Source organism: Defluviimonas aquaemixtae, assembly GCF_900302475.1.
Classification (GTDB): Bacteria; Pseudomonadota; Alphaproteobacteria; order Rhodobacterales; family Rhodobacteraceae; genus Albidovulum; species Albidovulum aquaemixtae.
Genome location: NZ_OMOQ01000001.1, coordinates 240,982 through 255,510 on the forward strand (window position 1 = coordinate 240,982; position 14,529 = coordinate 255,510).

Annotated in this window: 14 protein-coding genes; 9 read left to right on the forward strand and 5 right to left on the reverse strand. The window is 67.1% G+C overall.

The features are described from left to right. Positions 1–23 precede the first annotated feature (23 nt). Together DEA8626_RS01350 and DEA8626_RS01355 are read left to right on the forward strand one after the other, a co-directional pair. Positions 24–347 carry a 2Fe-2S iron-sulfur cluster-binding protein gene (locus DEA8626_RS01350; RefSeq protein WP_108851274.1) on the forward strand — a complete coding sequence of 108 codons (324 nt, stop codon included), beginning with the start codon at positions 24–26 and terminating at the stop codon, positions 345–347. A gap of 56 nt (positions 348–403) precedes the next feature. Next, positions 404–1,114 (forward strand): FG-GAP repeat domain-containing protein, encoded by a 711-nt coding sequence (locus tag DEA8626_RS01355; protein WP_108853268.1) that lies wholly within the window; start codon positions 404–406, stop codon positions 1,112–1,114. Between the two features lie 88 nt (positions 1,115–1,202). Here DEA8626_RS01355 and purD read toward each other — a convergent pair whose 3' ends face one another. Continuing rightward, entirely contained in the window at positions 1,203–2,465 is a 1,263-nt protein-coding gene (purD, locus tag DEA8626_RS01360) for a phosphoribosylamine--glycine ligase (RefSeq protein WP_108851275.1), read from the reverse strand. 67 nt (positions 2,466–2,532) lie between these two features. Between purD and xseA the strand changes: the two genes are divergently transcribed. Further along, on the forward strand, positions 2,533–4,035 hold the full coding sequence (gene xseA / locus DEA8626_RS01365) for an exodeoxyribonuclease VII large subunit (protein WP_108851276.1): 1,503 nt from the start codon (positions 2,533–2,535) through the stop codon (positions 4,033–4,035). Positions 4,036–4,129: 94 nt separating this feature from the next. Here xseA and DEA8626_RS01370 read toward each other — a convergent pair whose 3' ends face one another. Both DEA8626_RS01370 and DEA8626_RS01375 read right to left on the reverse strand, forming a co-directional pair. Further along, positions 4,130–4,537, reverse strand: coding sequence for a hypothetical protein (locus DEA8626_RS01370; RefSeq protein WP_108851277.1), 408 nt, complete (start codon positions 4,535–4,537; stop codon positions 4,130–4,132). Between the two features lie 67 nt (positions 4,538–4,604). Continuing rightward, positions 4,605–6,227, reverse strand: coding sequence for a fatty acid desaturase (locus DEA8626_RS01375; protein WP_306418083.1), 1,623 nt, complete (start codon positions 6,225–6,227; stop codon positions 4,605–4,607). Between the two features lie 173 nt (positions 6,228–6,400). Between DEA8626_RS01375 and DEA8626_RS01380 the strand changes: the two genes are divergently transcribed. Together DEA8626_RS01380 and ftsY are read left to right on the forward strand one after the other, a co-directional pair. Further along, complete coding sequence (locus DEA8626_RS01380; RefSeq protein WP_181366325.1) at positions 6,401–7,051, forward strand: lysoplasmalogenase family protein; 651 nt, start codon at positions 6,401–6,403, stop codon at positions 7,049–7,051. 61 nt (positions 7,052–7,112) lie between these two features. Beyond that, on the forward strand, positions 7,113–8,459 hold the full coding sequence (gene ftsY, locus DEA8626_RS01385; RefSeq protein ID WP_108851279.1) for a signal recognition particle-docking protein FtsY: 1,347 nt from the start codon (positions 7,113–7,115) through the stop codon (positions 8,457–8,459). Between the two features lie 26 nt (positions 8,460–8,485). Here the strand turns inward: ftsY and DEA8626_RS01390 are convergent, their stop codons facing one another. After that, a complete protein-coding gene (locus DEA8626_RS01390; protein WP_108851280.1) occupies positions 8,486–8,989 on the reverse strand; it encodes an MgtC/SapB family protein in 504 nt (167 codons plus the stop codon). A 75-nt stretch (positions 8,990–9,064) separates the two neighbouring features. Between DEA8626_RS01390 and DEA8626_RS01395 the strand changes: the two genes are divergently transcribed. Both DEA8626_RS01395 and DEA8626_RS01400 read left to right on the forward strand, forming a co-directional pair. Continuing rightward, positions 9,065–9,964, forward strand: a complete 900-nt coding sequence (locus DEA8626_RS01395) for an EamA family transporter (protein ID WP_108851281.1) — start codon at positions 9,065–9,067, stop codon at positions 9,962–9,964. Positions 9,965–9,969: 5 nt separating this feature from the next. Next, positions 9,970–10,572, forward strand: a complete 603-nt coding sequence (locus tag DEA8626_RS01400; RefSeq protein WP_108851282.1) for an inner membrane-spanning protein YciB — start codon at positions 9,970–9,972, stop codon at positions 10,570–10,572. A 16-nt stretch (positions 10,573–10,588) separates the two neighbouring features. Here DEA8626_RS01400 and DEA8626_RS01405 read toward each other — a convergent pair whose 3' ends face one another. After that, positions 10,589–11,221, reverse strand: coding sequence for an arylesterase (locus DEA8626_RS01405; RefSeq protein ID WP_245890684.1), 633 nt, complete (start codon positions 11,219–11,221; stop codon positions 10,589–10,591). A 64-nt stretch (positions 11,222–11,285) separates the two neighbouring features. On the opposite strand from DEA8626_RS01405, the gene DEA8626_RS01410 reads away from it, so the two are divergent. Together DEA8626_RS01410 and DEA8626_RS01415 are read left to right on the forward strand one after the other, a co-directional pair. After that, the gene (locus DEA8626_RS01410; RefSeq protein ID WP_108851283.1) at positions 11,286–11,990 is read left to right on the forward strand and encodes an ABC transporter ATP-binding protein; all 705 of its coding nucleotides are present in this window, start codon (positions 11,286–11,288) and stop codon (positions 11,988–11,990) included. Next, positions 11,987–14,515: an ABC transporter permease gene (locus tag DEA8626_RS01415; RefSeq protein WP_108851284.1), complete on the forward strand. Its 2,529-nt coding sequence runs from the start codon at positions 11,987–11,989 to the stop codon at positions 14,513–14,515. Before DEA8626_RS01410 ends, DEA8626_RS01415 begins: the two co-directional genes overlap by 4 nt. Positions 14,516–14,529 lie beyond the last annotated feature (14 nt).

Below are 14,529 nucleotides of genomic sequence, written 5' to 3' on the forward strand. Positions count from 1 at the left end.
AGGATTCAGGCGAAGGTAGGACTATGGCGAAGATCACCTACGTGGAGTTTGGCGGCACCGAACATGTCGTCGACGTCGCGAACGGGCTGACGGTGATGGAAGGTGCGCGCGATAACGGAATTCCGGGCATTGAGGCCGATTGCGGCGGCGCCTGCGCGTGTTCGACTTGCCACGTCTACGTCGACCCCGCCTGGGTGGACAAACTTCCGCGGAGGGATTCGATGGAAGAGGACATGCTCGACTTCGCCTATGAACCCGACCCGGCCCGCTCGCGGCTCACCTGCCAGCTGAAGGTCAGCGACGCGCTCGATGGGCTGAAGGTCTTCATGCCTGAAAAACAGATCTAATGTCGAACGGTGCGCGGCGTTCCGGGTCGCTTCTCCGAAAGCGCCGGGCGTGCGCGATGCTCGGACCGGTCGCTCTCGCGCTGGCGCTTCTGGCGGGCAGGCAGCTTGCGGCAGCCGGGATCGTCGCAGCCGACTATGCCGGTCCGACCATGCGCTACCCGCATGGCGCGCTGGGAGACACGATCGAGCACGACACGCTGAGCGTCCGGCTGGATGACGGGCGTCGACTCGCCGCCCGTTTCCCTGACACGATCGTCTTCGAGGACACCGCGCCTCGGCTCGCCGATCTCGATGGCGATGGTCTCGCGGAGGTGATCGTGGTGGAAAGCCACGAAGCGCGGGGTGCGCGCCTCGCGGTCTGGGGCCTCAAAGATGGAAAGCTCGCGCGACTGGCCGCGACGCCCTTCATTGGCCGCCGCTTCCGCTGGCTCGCCCCGGCCGGCGCGGCCGACCTTGACGGCGACAGGCGCATCGAGATCGCCTATGTCGAAACACCGCATCTCGGCAAGAAGTTGAAGATCGTCCGGTTGGAAGGGGACCGCCTCGTCCCCGTCGCCGAGGCGGAGGGGCTGACCAACCACCGGATTGGCGAGCCGTTCATCGAGGGCGGTATCGCGCACTGCGATGGCCGCCCGACGATCCTCCTGGCGAATGCCGGCTGGACCCGGATCATCGGCGCGCTGCTCGACGGCGGCGAGGTTGCCACCATGGATCGCGCCCGTTATCGCGGCCCGGACAGCTTCAACCACGTCCCGGGTTGCGACTGACCAGGTTCGCTTCTTCGGTCCGCTGGTTCTTCGACGGTCCGGGGGCAATGCCCCCGGCGGGTCGGATCGCGTCAGCGATCCGAAGCGGTCAGAGCGCCCGCCAGCCAATGTCGCGACGACAGAAGCCGCCGGGCCAGTCGATCCTGTCCACCATCGTGTAGGCCCGGTCCCGCGCCTCAGCGAGGCTCGCGCCGCGCGCAGTGACATTCAGCACCCGCCCACCAGAGGCGATGATGCCACCCTCCCGCTCGGCGGTTCCGGCATGGAACACCATATGGCCCGAATCCTCCGGCAGTTCCTCAAGCCCGCGGATTTGCGAGCCTTTCCCATATGCCCCGGGATATCCATCCGCCGCCATCACCACCGTGATCGCGTGATCGTCGGCCCAGTTCACCTGGACCTCGCCAAGCCGCCCCTCGGCGCAGGCATGTATCAGGTCAAAGGCCTGCGCGCCGAGACGCATCATGAGGACCTGGCATTCCGGATCGCCAAAGCGCACGTTGTATTCGACGAGCCTGGCGCGCCCGTCCGCGATCATCAGACCTGCATAGAGCACACCCTGATAGGGCGTGCCGCGCCGGGCCAACTCGGCCACCGTCGGTTTCACGATCTCCTCAAGCGCCTGCCGCGCGATCGTTTCGGTCAGGACCGGGGCCGGGGAGTAAGCGCCCATGCCGCCGGTATTCGGCCCGGTATCGCCCTCGCCCACGCGCTTGTGGTCCTGCGCGGTGCCAATGGGCAGCACGTTCTCGCCGTCGCAGAGGACGAAGAACGAAGCCTCCTCGCCCGCCATGAACTCCTCGATCACGACCTCGGCCCCGGCCTCCCCGAACCCGCCTCCGAACATGTCGGCTATTGCGTCCAGCGCCTCATCGACCGCCGCCGCGACGATCACGCCCTTGCCGGCGGCGAGTCCGTCAGCCTTCACGACGATCGGCGCGCCTCGTGCGCGGACGTAGTCCGACGCCGCCCGTGCATCGGTGAAGCGGGCATACGCGGCGGTCGGCGCGCCGCACGCATCGCAGATCTCCTTGGTGTAGGCCTTCGACGCTTCAAGCCGCGCCGCCTCCGCGGAGGGGCCGAAGGTCAGGATGCCAGCCGCGCGCAAAGTGTCCCCAACTCCGGCGGCAAGCGGCGCCTCGGGGCCGACGATCGCGAAATCGACCGCGTTCTCCTCGGCGAAGGCCGCCACGACCGCACCGTCGAGAATATCGATATCGGCGCATTCGGCGATCATCGCGATCCCGGCATTGCCCGGCGCCACGATCAGCCGGTCGCATTTCGGATTATGCTTGACCGCCCAGGCCAGCGCGTGCTCGCGTCCGCCGCCGCCGAGAATGAGAATGTTCATTTCCGCCCCGCTTGGCCTTGCCTGCGCGGCGTTCTAAGGTCGGTCCGCGGAGGATACAAGGCGACCCATGGACATCTTCGAAGACAGCGGCCCCCGCCAGAACGCCCCGGAATTCACGGTCTCGGAGATTTCGGGTGCCGTGAAGCGTATGATCGAGGGCGAATTCGGCCATGTCCGCGTGCGGGGCGAGATCGGCCGCGTGTCGCGCCCCGCTTCAGGCCATATCTACTTCGACCTCAAGGACGACCGGTCGGTTCTGGCCGCCGTCAGTTGGAAGGGGCAGGCGGCGCGGCTGTCGGTGAAGCCCGAGGAGGGTATGGAGGTCATCGCGACCGGCCGGCTGACAACATTCCCCGGCCAGTCGAAATACCAGCTCATCGTCGAAGACATCGCGCCCGCGGGAATGGGCGCGCTCATGATGATGCTGGAAAAGCGCAAGGCCGCTCTTGCCGCCGAGGGCCTGTTCGCACCCGAACGCAAGAAGGCCATCCCGTTCCTTCCGCGGGTGATCGGTGTCGTCACCTCGCCGTCGGGCGCGGTGATCCGAGATATCCTCCATCGGCTCTGCGACCGATTTCCGCGCCGCGTTCTCATCTGGCCGGTGGCCGTGCAGGGCGAGAAATGTGCCCCCGAGGTCGCTGCCGCGATCCGTGGTTTCAATGCCCTGCCCGAAGGCGGCCCGATCCCGCGCCCCGATTTACTGATTGTCGCCCGCGGCGGCGGATCGCTGGAGGATCTTTGGGGCTTCAACGAAGAAATCGTCGTCCGCGCCGTCGCCGAAAGCACCATTCCACTTATTTCGGCGGTCGGGCACGAGACTGACACTACCCTCATCGACCACGCCGCAGACCGGCGCGCGCCGACGCCTTCGGCGGCGGCCGAGATGGCGGTTCCGGTCCGCATGGAACTTCTCTCCTGGCTGGGCGATCAGGGTGCGCGGCTCGCGCGCGCGGTCAGCCAACGCGCCGAAATCCGGCGCCAGCGCCTGACCGACCTTTCGCGCGCATTGGGCCGGCCCGAAAGCCTTCTCGATCCGGCACGACAGAGCCTCGATCAATGGTCCGACCGGCTCGGCCCCGCACTCGGCGCCGCCGCGACCCGAAAGCGCGCCGCGTTCAACGGGGTGGCGGCGCGCATCCATCCGGGTCTGCTCTCACGTTTCATCTCCGAGGAGCGTCGTCGGCTGGGCGACCGTGCCGCCCGCCTCGCCCCAGCCGTGGCCCGGCTTGTCCGTGATGCGGGACGCGAGAACGCCCGCAGGCGCGCGGACCTCGATCAGCTGTCAAGCCAGCTTGCCGGCGCACAGAGAGCGCGATTCGCGGCGCTGTCGGAGCGGCTGTCGAGCATTGATCGGACGCGCCTGACGCTCGGTTATGCCGAAACGCTGAAGCGTGGCTACGCCGTTGTCCGAACCGAAGGTGCCGTCGTCACGACCCGCGCCGCCGCCGAATCCGCGCAATCGCTTGAGATTGAGTTTCAGGACGGTCGCATCCCGGTTCTGCCGGGAGGCGTTCCGAAGCCCAGAAAGCCCAAATCCGACCCGCCCCCGGATCAGGGCAGCCTGTTCTGACCTTCAGGCTTGCTCATTGACCAACCATCCTGTTGGTCGGGGGCGGCAGCCCCCGGCGGACCGGATCGCGCAAGCGATACGACGTCCACTAGGTTCAGACGCCCACGTTCGGCCCGAGGCAGGCCATCGGCTCGGGGCTTTCCTCGACCGCGATCAGCGGCAAGCCGAGCGGATCGCCACGGAAGCGCGCGACAAGCCCTTCGTCGCCGTCCCAGAAGGTCCAGCACTGCGGTTCGGGATTGTCCTCGTAGACGAAGCAGATCTCGGAGCCTTCCTCGTACCATCGCCCCTTGCGGCAATCGTCGCCGAGAAACGCCCAGATCACCCGGCGGCCGGGAAGGTACTGCTCGACCCCGTAAGGCTCGCCGCCGGAATTGTAGAAAAGCGTCCGCCCGACGGTCGCGGCGTCAAACTCTTCCGCCGTGAGCGGCGCGCCCCGCTCCGCTGCCGGAAGCGGCGCGGCGAAGGCAATGAGAGCGGCAGCGAATAGACTGGCGCGCATGGAACAGTGTCGTCTCATCTGCATGGGCCTTGACCATGACAGAGAAGACCGCGGGGCGCCAGTGCCGTCAGGCCGCGCGGCCGGCCTTCAGCGCGGCAAGCCGCCGATCCATCAGCCGGTGCCAAAGTGTGGGGACCAGCGCGATCGTCGCCATCACGGGCAGTGAGTGGGGCAGCTGCGGCGCGCGCGCCGTCGGGGACAGCCTGAGCGCCGGATAGGCCCGGCTCGGATGGGCGTGATGGTCCGAGTGGCGCGACCCGTTCAGGAGCATGAACCCCGAAACCGGATGCGGCGCATCCCAGCTGTGCTGCAGACTCGCCGGTTCGAGCGCGCCTGAGGGCAGCCTGCGCCGCAGAAGGCCGTAATGCTGCACGTAGTCCGACAGGAGAAGCTGAAGCTGCGCGTGGGCGGCAAGCAGCAGGTAGGCCAGAAGCCCGTCGAGGCCGAAGGCCAAGCCCATGCCGATCACGAACGCCGCCCCGCCCGCGAGATAGATCCAGTAGGGATTGAGATCGGCGAACCCGCCCGGTTCGCGCCCCTCGCGCAGGTTTCGTTCCATCTCGTAGCCCGCGACGAAGGCGCCGGGCCATGCGCGGGCGGCGAACATGTAGAAATTCTCGCCCTCCGCGGCAGTGTTCGGGTCGTCCGTCGTCGCGACGAAGCGGTGGTGGACAAGCCGGTGCGCCGAGGTGTGATGCCCGAAGAGCAGCGAGATGTAGACCCACAGTCCCGCCCTGAACGGCCAGCGCTCGGAGCGGTGGATCAGTTCGTGCGCATTCGAGTTGGAGACTTGGCCGAACCATAGGCCGAAGGCGAGAAACGTTGCAATCCAGCCGAACAAGCCGAACCCGGCCGCGCCGGACAACGCCCAGACCGCGAAGGGCAGCATCAGGAAATGCAGTCCCGCGAGGTAGAGCGACAGGCGTTGCGCGCGGAGTATCGTCCCGGGTTCGGGCGTCTCGGTGCGCTTTAGCGCAAGGCCCCGCCGCTTGGCGATTTCGTCGAGGGTGAGATGCACCGCCGTCATCGACAAGAGCGCGAGAAGGCACCAGATGCCGCCGAGAAGGCCCGCAAGCAGCAAGAGCGGCACCGGGCCGAGCGTCGCGACGAGAAACGGTGCGAGAGGCCGCCAGCCCGTGAAGTCGAACTGCACGCGCGGCAGGCCCAGCATCGGCACGCGTAATCGCGGCAATGCGCGTCTCTTGCGCGCCGGTCGCATGGCGGCGAGAGCCGCATCCGTCCCTTCCTGCGTGTCCTCCTGCCGCATCTGCTTGGGCTTCACGGTAGTCGCGGGTGCGTCCGCCTCTGCGGGCTGTCCGCGGGACGCCGAAGCCTCTTTTGCGACCTTGCGCGCCCGCTTCGCCTGGGACGAGGGCGCCTCCGGGCCAGTGGGGGCGTCCTGGGTGGGTTCCGTCGACGCGCTTTCGCCAACGACGCGGAGGTCAGGCTTCGCAGCGCGCTTGCGCGGTGCGTCCGTTGGCGACGCAGTCGGTCCAGTCGCGGCATCCGGGGCGTTGCCGGACAGCACCGACATGACGGCGGCCACGGCGGCCTCGTTCCCGGCGGACAGCTCTTCGTCCTCGGGTTCGGGGGCCGGAACGTCCGCTGGTTCAGTCAGGGGCGCGACCGCCTCGGGCTTTGCAGAGCGCAGCTTCCGACGCTTCCAGGGGAGGAGATTCCTTGGGTTCATATTTCGCCGAATACGCGATCTTCAAGGCAAAATCTTGGCGAAGTGGCCTCCAAACTTCGATCTGCGCCGCGATTGTTTCCGCTGCGCCAAGCCGAAGATCTGATTGACGCATGTCGTGTAAAGGGGCCTTGTCTCCCTCACAGTACCCTTGGAGATGTGGCCGGATTGAAGAAATGACGGGATCTGCGTGGGCATTCATCGGGTTTGGCGCCGCGCTCGCCGCGCTCTACGGTGTCCGCTTCGCCGGTGCGGCGCCGTCGGCTTCGAAAAGCGCGGTGAAGACTGCTGCCACGGCCGCTCTCGCTGCCTCTGGCTTACCGCTTGGTGCCCCTTGGATGGTCGTCGCGGGTCTCGCGCTGGGCGCGCTCGGAGATTTTTTCCTGTCGCGGCCGGGAAACCAGGCGTTCATGGCTGGGATGGCCGCCTTCGCGGCCGGTCATCTCGCCTATGCCGGGGCGTTTCTGGCGGTGGGCGCGGACGCGCTGCCGGTTCTGCCCGCGCTGCTTCTCCTGGCGCTTGCGCTCTCGACCGAGGTCTGGCTCGCACCGCACACGGGCGCGCTTCGTTGGCCTGTCCGCGGCTATGTGGTGGTCATCACGCTGATGGCGTACACCGCACTATCTATTAGCGCCGACGTGAGCGGGGCCGTGATCGCGATCGCCGGGGCCGGGCTATTCATCCTATCGGACCTCCTCCTCGCGCTCGAGACCTTCGTGGTCGCCGCGCCGGATACGCGCCGGGGTCTCGCGCGTCTGCTATGGCCTGCATACTGGGGCGGACAGTTGCTGATTCTCGTCGGACTTGCGACCGCATTCTCTGCCTGACCCTTCCCTCAGGGCCGCTTATTGACTAGGTGAGAGACGGGACTCACCAGCCGGGGGCGGTATGTCGTTTTTTGGCAAGCTCAAGGACAAGCTGTTCAAGTCATCCTCGAAGCTCGAGGCGGGGCTTGAAGCCATCGTCGCTGAAGGCGCGGAGCCTGAAACCGAGCCTTCACAGCCGACGCCTGAACCGGAACCCGTCCCCGCACCCAAGCCCGAACCTGCACCGGAGCCGGAACCCGCACCGGAACCGGAACCAGAGCCGGTCCCAGAGCCCGAGCATGAGCCCACGCCCGAGCCCGGCCCCGAGATCGTGCCGGAACCCGCGCCCGAGCCCGGGCCGACCCCGACGCCGACCGAGATTCCCCGGCCGGTTCCGGAAGCGCCGCCTTCCACGCCCCAGGAAACGCCCGTCGCGCCCAGCGAACTGCCCGAGCCTGCGCCCGCGGAGATTCCCTTTCCGGGGCCGCTGGAGATTCCGCTCGACGACATGGACGACACGGATGTGGCGGCGGCCACCCGCCCCGGCTTGCTCGACCGGCTATTCAGGCGCCCGGGAGCGCCTGCCGCGCCCCGCCGGGTGCTCGACGACGCGATGCTCGAAAGCCTGGAAGAGCTTTTGATCCAGTCGGATATGGGCGTCGAAACGGCACTTCGTGTGGCCGCGAACCTTGCGGAGGGTCGCATGGGGCGCAAGCTGTCGGTGCCAGAAATCAAGGCGCTTCTGGCGGGCGAGGTCTCCCGGATCATGGAGCCGGTGGCAAAGCCAATGCCGCTTTATCCGTCGAAGCCGCAGGTCGTGCTCGTCGTCGGTGTGAATGGCTCTGGCAAGACCACGACGATCGGCAAGCTCGCCAGCCAGTTCCGTGCCGCCGGAAAAAAGGTGGTGATCGCGGCGGGCGACACGTTCCGTGCCGCCGCCGTCGAACAGCTTCAGGTCTGGGGTGACCGCGCGGGTGTGCCGGTGATGACCGCGCCGGAGGGGTCCGATCCGGCCTCGCTCGCCTTCGACGCGATGACGAAGGCGCAGGAAGATGGCGCCGATCTTCTGATGATCGACACCGCCGGGCGCCTTCAGAACCGCCAGGACCTGATGGAGGAACTCGCGAAGATCGTCCGCGTGATCCGCAAGAAAGACCCGAATGCGCCGCACAACACGCTTCTCGTGCTCGACGCGACAACGGGTCAGAATGCGCTCTCTCAGGTCGAGACCTTCCAGAAACTTGCCGACGTCTCGGGCCTCGTCATGACCAAGCTCGACGGCACTGCGAAGGGAGGCGTTCTCGTCGCGTTGGCCGACAAGTTCGGCCTTCCGATCCACGCCGTCGGCGTCGGCGAGAAGATCGACGACCTCTCACCATTCGACCCGGAAGATTTCGCCCGCGCGCTGGTGGGAGTCGAGGCCGCGTGACATGGTCACTTTCGGCGAAAGCGACGTCAGTCGGACTTGGCCGATTCCCCGTCATCGCCGACGGCGCGTGAGATCACCCTCATGACCCAAAGGACGAGTAAGGCGATCATGGTCGCCAGACCGGCGAGCCGTAGGTTGCCGATCCCGCAAGCAAGGCCGATAGCGCCGGCCATCCACATGCCAGCTCCGGTCGTTAGACCGCGTACTTGCGTGCCCCGCGTGATGATCGTACCCGCCGCCAGAAACGCGACACCGGTGGTAACGGCCTCTACAAGTCGCAGGGGGTCGACGTGCAAGTCCGCCTCGCCCGGCGCGGGCAGGAGGACGAGATCGAAGGCAACAAGCGTGAACAGGCAGGCGGCGAGCGAGATAAGTATGTGCGTCCGGAGCCCGGCTTCTTTCGAATGCGTCTCTCGTTCGAACCCGATCATGCCGCCGAGAATCATTGCGGCAAGCATCCGCAGCACGCCTGTTTCCGTGGAAATATTCGTGTATGGGGCGCCCGCGATTTGCGCCAGTTGCTCAAGCATCGCCGATATTCCTTCAGTGCCCGCCACAACGCGTCGGTGCGCCGCCTTGTTCCGCGCGGCACGGTGGGACGGCCGATGAGCGACTGGCTCGTCTCGATCGAAGGCACAGATCTGGGGCGTCGCATGGCGCTTGCACTCGCGCTCATGGCCGCCTTTCTCCACGCGCTGTTCGGCGCTCTCCAGAAGGGGCGGCACGATCCCTGGCTGTCGCGCGCCGCAATCGACGCGAGCTACGGGATCATCGCCGCGCCCCTCGCGCTTTTCGTCGTGCCATGGCCCGAGCCGCACATGTGGCCGATCTTCGCCGGCGCCTTCGTCATTCATGTCGGCTACAAGATCGCGCAGGCGATGACCTACCAGCGGGGGGCCTACGCGGTTGTCTATCCGGTCGTGCGCGGCACCGGCCCGTTCTTCGCCGTCATCGGTGCGGGCATCCTCTTTGGCGAGCATTTCACGTCCGGCCAGTGGCTTGGCGTCGGCATTCTCATGGCCGGGATTTTCGGGCTTGCCATCTACAATCTCCGCACGATCACGGTGGACCGCGAAACGATGGTGCCAGCGCTGATCTGGGCGGTCGTCACGGGTTGCTTCGTTGCCCTTTATACGACCTACGACGCCTACGGCATTCGGGCGACGGCCGATCCTTTCACGTTCCTCGCCTGGTTCTTCTTCATCGACGGCATCTTCATGCCGGTCTATACGTGGCGCCGCTGGCGGAGCCTGCCGTCGTCGGAATTCGTGCCACTCCTGCAACGGGGTGTTATCGGCGCATTCGTTGCCTATTTCAGCTTCGGAGCGGTGATGCTCGCCACGCGGCTGGGCAAGGTCGGAGAGGCGGCGGTCGTACGCGAGACATCGACCGTCTTCGCGGCCCTGATCGCCTGGCTCGTGCTCGGCGACCGGGTCGGGCCGCGGCGGCTGACATTGATGGCGTTGATCGCGCTTGGCGCGGTGATCGTGAAACTGACGGGGTGAGGCGGATGGCTGGAAAGAAGATCAATCCTTGGCTGAAACTGGGGCTGGAACTGGGCCCCATCATCGCCTTCTTCGTCGCCTTCACGCGGTTGAAGGACGCCACGGTGACAATCAATGGCGCCGAGTATGGCGGCTTCATCCTCGCCACGGCGGGCTTCGTTCCGCTACTTGCGGGCACGACGTTGATCCTCTGGCGGCTGACCGGGCGGCTTTCGCCCATGCAGATCGCGACGCTCGTTCTGGTGATCGTCTTCGGCGGACTTTCAGTCTGGCTGAACGACGAGCGTTTCTTCAAGATGAAGCCCACGATCATTTACCTTCTCTTCGCCGGGATCCTCGGCGCAGGGCTTTTGCAAGGACGCTCCTACCTTGCACTCGCGATGGACGAGGTCATGCCATTGAAGCATGAAGGCTGGATGATCCTGACCCGGAGACTGGCGGCGTTCTTTGCGGGTTTGGCGGTTTTAAACGAAGTGATCTGGCGCACGATGTCGGACCAGGCCTGGGTTAACTTCAAGACCTTTGGTCTGACCGCCGCGATCTTCCTTTTCTTCATGTCTCAGAACCGGCTCTTTCAGCAATACGAGGTTGACGAGGGCGATCGCTGAAGTGTCCTGCACCTCGTCACTTCACGCGGGCCAGAAGCCTTTCGACCTCGGGCCCCAGCGCCTCCACAACCAGCGCCACGCCTTTCGCGTTGGGATGCAATCCATCGGGCTGGACGTATTCGGTCATGGCCGCCTGCCGATCCGGCAGGACGAGGATAGGGGCGAGGAACGGCTCGGACAGCAGCGCGCCATGCTCCGCCGCCAGATCAATGTAGATCGCGTCGAAGGCGGCCTTGTACTCGGGCCCGTAATTGCCCGGCGCCGTGATCGGCACCAAGAGGACCGGAAGCCCGCGCGCGGCGATTCGCGACAGGATCGTGTCGAGATTGGCGCGCGCTTCCTCTGGAGGAAGTCCGCGCAGAAGGTCGTTGCCGCCGAGCGTGACGATGACCGCGTCCGCCTCCGGGGCGAGCGCCCAGTCGAGCCGTGCGAGTGCCCCCGCCGTCGTATCGCCGGACACGCCGGCATTCACGATATGCGCTTCCACGCCTTCCGCCACGAGCCACGCCTGCATCTGCGGCACGAAGCCGGCTTCGGCGGGCAGCCCGTAGCCCGCCGTCAGACTGTCGCCAAGCGCGATAATCTCGGCCGATTCCGCAATGACGGGGCCCGTCCAGAGCAGTCCAAGCACCAGGCAGAGAGCGGGCACATGCTTGCCTCGAGCGCGTATTGCCCCATATGCCTTGGTAGAGGCAGACGGGCGGACACGGCGGATGCGCGAAAAGATTCTTGAACTTAATGACGCCGGGCTGATCCTTGAAGGCAATGCGGGGCCGCTGGAAATCCTGAAGGACATCACGCTGACCGTCGGGCGCGGCGAAAGTCTCGGGCTCGTCGGTCCGTCGGGGTCTGGCAAGTCGTCGCTCCTCATGCTCATGGGCGGGCTCGAGCGCGCCACCTCGGGGCAAGTCCGGGCGCTTGACCAAGATCTGACCCGGATGAACGAGGATGCTCTGGCCCGGTTCCGCCGGGGCAATATGGGCATCGTGTTTCAGTCCTTCCACCTCATACCAACGATGACCGCCCTTGAAAATGTCGCGGTGCCTTTGGAGCTTGCCGGCGTTCGCGATGCGTTCGACCGTGCGGAGGCCGAGTTGCGAGCGATGGGGCTTGGATCGCGCATGGACCACTATCCCGCGCAGCTTTCGGGCGGCGAGCAGCAGCGCGTGGCGCTTGCCCGTGCGGCGGCGCCCCGGCCACAGATCTTTCTGGCTGACGAACCGACGGGCAATCTCGACGGCGCGACGGGCGAGGCGATCATGGAGCTTCTCTTCGGGCTTCGCGACCGGCACGGCGCGACGCTCGTCCTCGTTACGCATGCGCCGGAACTCGCCCGGCGTTGCGACCGCATCGTGCGGCTGCTCGACGGCCAGATCGAGGGCGAGGGGCTTTCCGCCGCGGCGAAGGTGGCCGAATGAATCTTCAGCTCGCCGCCCGGTTCGCCCGGCGCGAGATGCGCGGCGGGATCGGCGGGTTCACCGTATTCCTGCTCTGCCTCATGCTCGGCGTCGCAGCGATCGCCGCCGTGGGCACGGTACGGAGCGCCATCAGTGACGCGATCACCGCTCAGGGCGCGGTTCTGTTGGGTGGCGATGCGCAGATGTCCTTCACTTATCGGTTTGCCAGCGACGAAGAGCGCGCCTTCATGGACGCCCACGCCGTCCGTGTCTCGGAGATCGTCGATTTCCGCTCGATGGCCGTCACGCGCGAGGGCGAGGCGGCCGAGCGCGCGCTCACGCAGGTCAAGGCGGTGGACGCGGCCTATCCGCTGATCGGAGAGGTCGCGCTCGACCCGCCGATGCCGCTCGCCGAGGCGCTGGCGTCGCGGGACGGAGTGCCGGGCGCCGTCGTCGACCCGGTCCTCGCCGACCGGCTGGGGCTTGTGCCCGGCGACCGGTTACGGCTCGGCGTGAAGGAATTCGCGATGACGGCCCGGATCGCGCTTGAACCCGACGGCGCGACGATGGGCTTCACGCTCGGCCCGCGCACCATCGTCGGGACCGCCGATCTCGAAGGATCGGGCCTTTTGGAGCCGGGCAGCCTTTTTGACACGCATTACCGGCTTCTACTGCCCGAGGGGGCGCAGGTTGAAACCGTCCGCCGCGCGGCCTTGGCCGCTTTTCAGGATACGGGCCTGCGCTGGCGCGACGCGCGGAGGGGCGCGCCGGGGATGCAGCGCTTCGTGGACCGGATGGGCTCGTTCCTCGTCCTGGTCGGATTGGCCGGGCTCGCCGTCGGAGGGGTCGGGATCGGGGCTGCGGTGCGCTCCTACCTCGAGGGCCGGGTCGAGACGATGGCGGCGCTCAGGGCGCTGGGTGCCGAAAGCGGCACGATCTTCGCGGTTTACCTGATCCAGGTGGGAATGCTCGCGCTCGTCGGCGTAATCGCCGGGCTCATCCTCGGTGCGGGCCTGCCGCTGGTGGCAGCGCCACTCATCGCTGAGCGAATGCCGATCCCGCTGGAGATCGTCATTGCGCCGCGCCCGCTGGCCGAAGCGGCGCTCTACGGGCTTCTCACCGCCGCTCTCTTTGCCCTTTGGCCGCTTGCCCGGACGCGCGAGGTGCGCGCGGCGGCGCTCTTCCGCGATCTCGGGCCGGGGCGGCGCGCGCTGCCGGGCGCGCGGCTCGGCGCCGTTCTTCTCGGCCTCGCCGGAGCGCTGGGCACCATCGCGGTTGTCCTGTCTGGCGTGCCCCGGCTCGCGCTCGGCACGCTCGGCGGTGTGGCTGCGGCGCTCGTTGTGCTGACCTTGGCGGCGCTTGCGCTGCGCTGGCTTGCGCGGCGTCTGTCTGGGCGCGCCCGCGGACGACCGGCGCTCAGGCTCGCGCTCGCCGCGATCGGCGGCCCACGCGAGGAGGCGACCGCGGTGGTCTTGTCGCTTGGGCTCGGTCTGTCAGTCCTCGCGGCGGTCGGCCAGATCGACGCGAATCTCAGGGACGCCATCGCGCGCGACCTGCCCGAGGTCGCCCCGGCCTATTTCTTCGTCGACATCCAGCCCGACCAGATCGAAGGTTTCCGGGCACGGCTTGAGGACGACCCGGCCGTCAGCAAGGTCGACAGCGCCCCCATGCTGCGTGGCGTGATCACGAAGATCAACGGCGGCGACGCGCGCGAAGTGGCGGGCGATCACTGGGTGTTGAGGGGCGACCGGGGCCTGACCTATTCGGCCGCGCCGCCGGCCGACACGCGGATCACGGAAGGCGCATGGTGGCCCGAGGATTACGCGGGCACACCCGTCATGAGCTTCTCGGCCGAAGAGGCCGAGGAGATGGGGCTGAAACTTGGCGACATGGTCACCGTCAACGTCCTTGGCCGCGATGTCGAGGCGAAGATCACCTCCCTCAGGGAAGTCGATTTTGGAACGGCCGGGATCGGCTTCGTGATGGCGATGAACCCGGCCGCGCTTCAGGGCGCACCGCACAGTTGGATCGCTACGGTCTATGCGGAGGAGGCCGCCGAGGCGGCGATCCTGCGCGACCTCGCGACGGCCTATCCGAACATCACCGCGATCCGGGTGCGCGATGTCGTTGACCGGGTGTCGGAGGCGCTGGCTGCGATCGCGCGGGCAACGGCGCTGGCGGCGGGCGTGACGCTCCTGACCGGCGTTGTCGTGCTGATCGGCGCCGCAGCGGCGGGCGAGCGGGCGCGCATTTTCGAAGCTGCGGTGCTGAAGACCCTGGGCGCCACGCGGGCCACGGTGCTGCGGAGCTTTGCCCTTCGGTCGGCGCTGATGGGGGCCGCGGCGGGATTTGTCGCGGTGGTGTTCGGCGCGGGCGCGGGCTGGGCGGTGATGGTCTTCGTGATGGAGGGAGACTACCGGTTCGAACCGGCCTCGGCGCTCGCGATTGTCACGGGCGGCGCGCTTTCGACGCTGATCACCGGGCTTCTCTTCGCCCTGCGCCCGCTCTCAGCGCGGCCTGCCGAGGTTCTGCGCGCGCGCGAGTGAGGGACGGCGGTTCA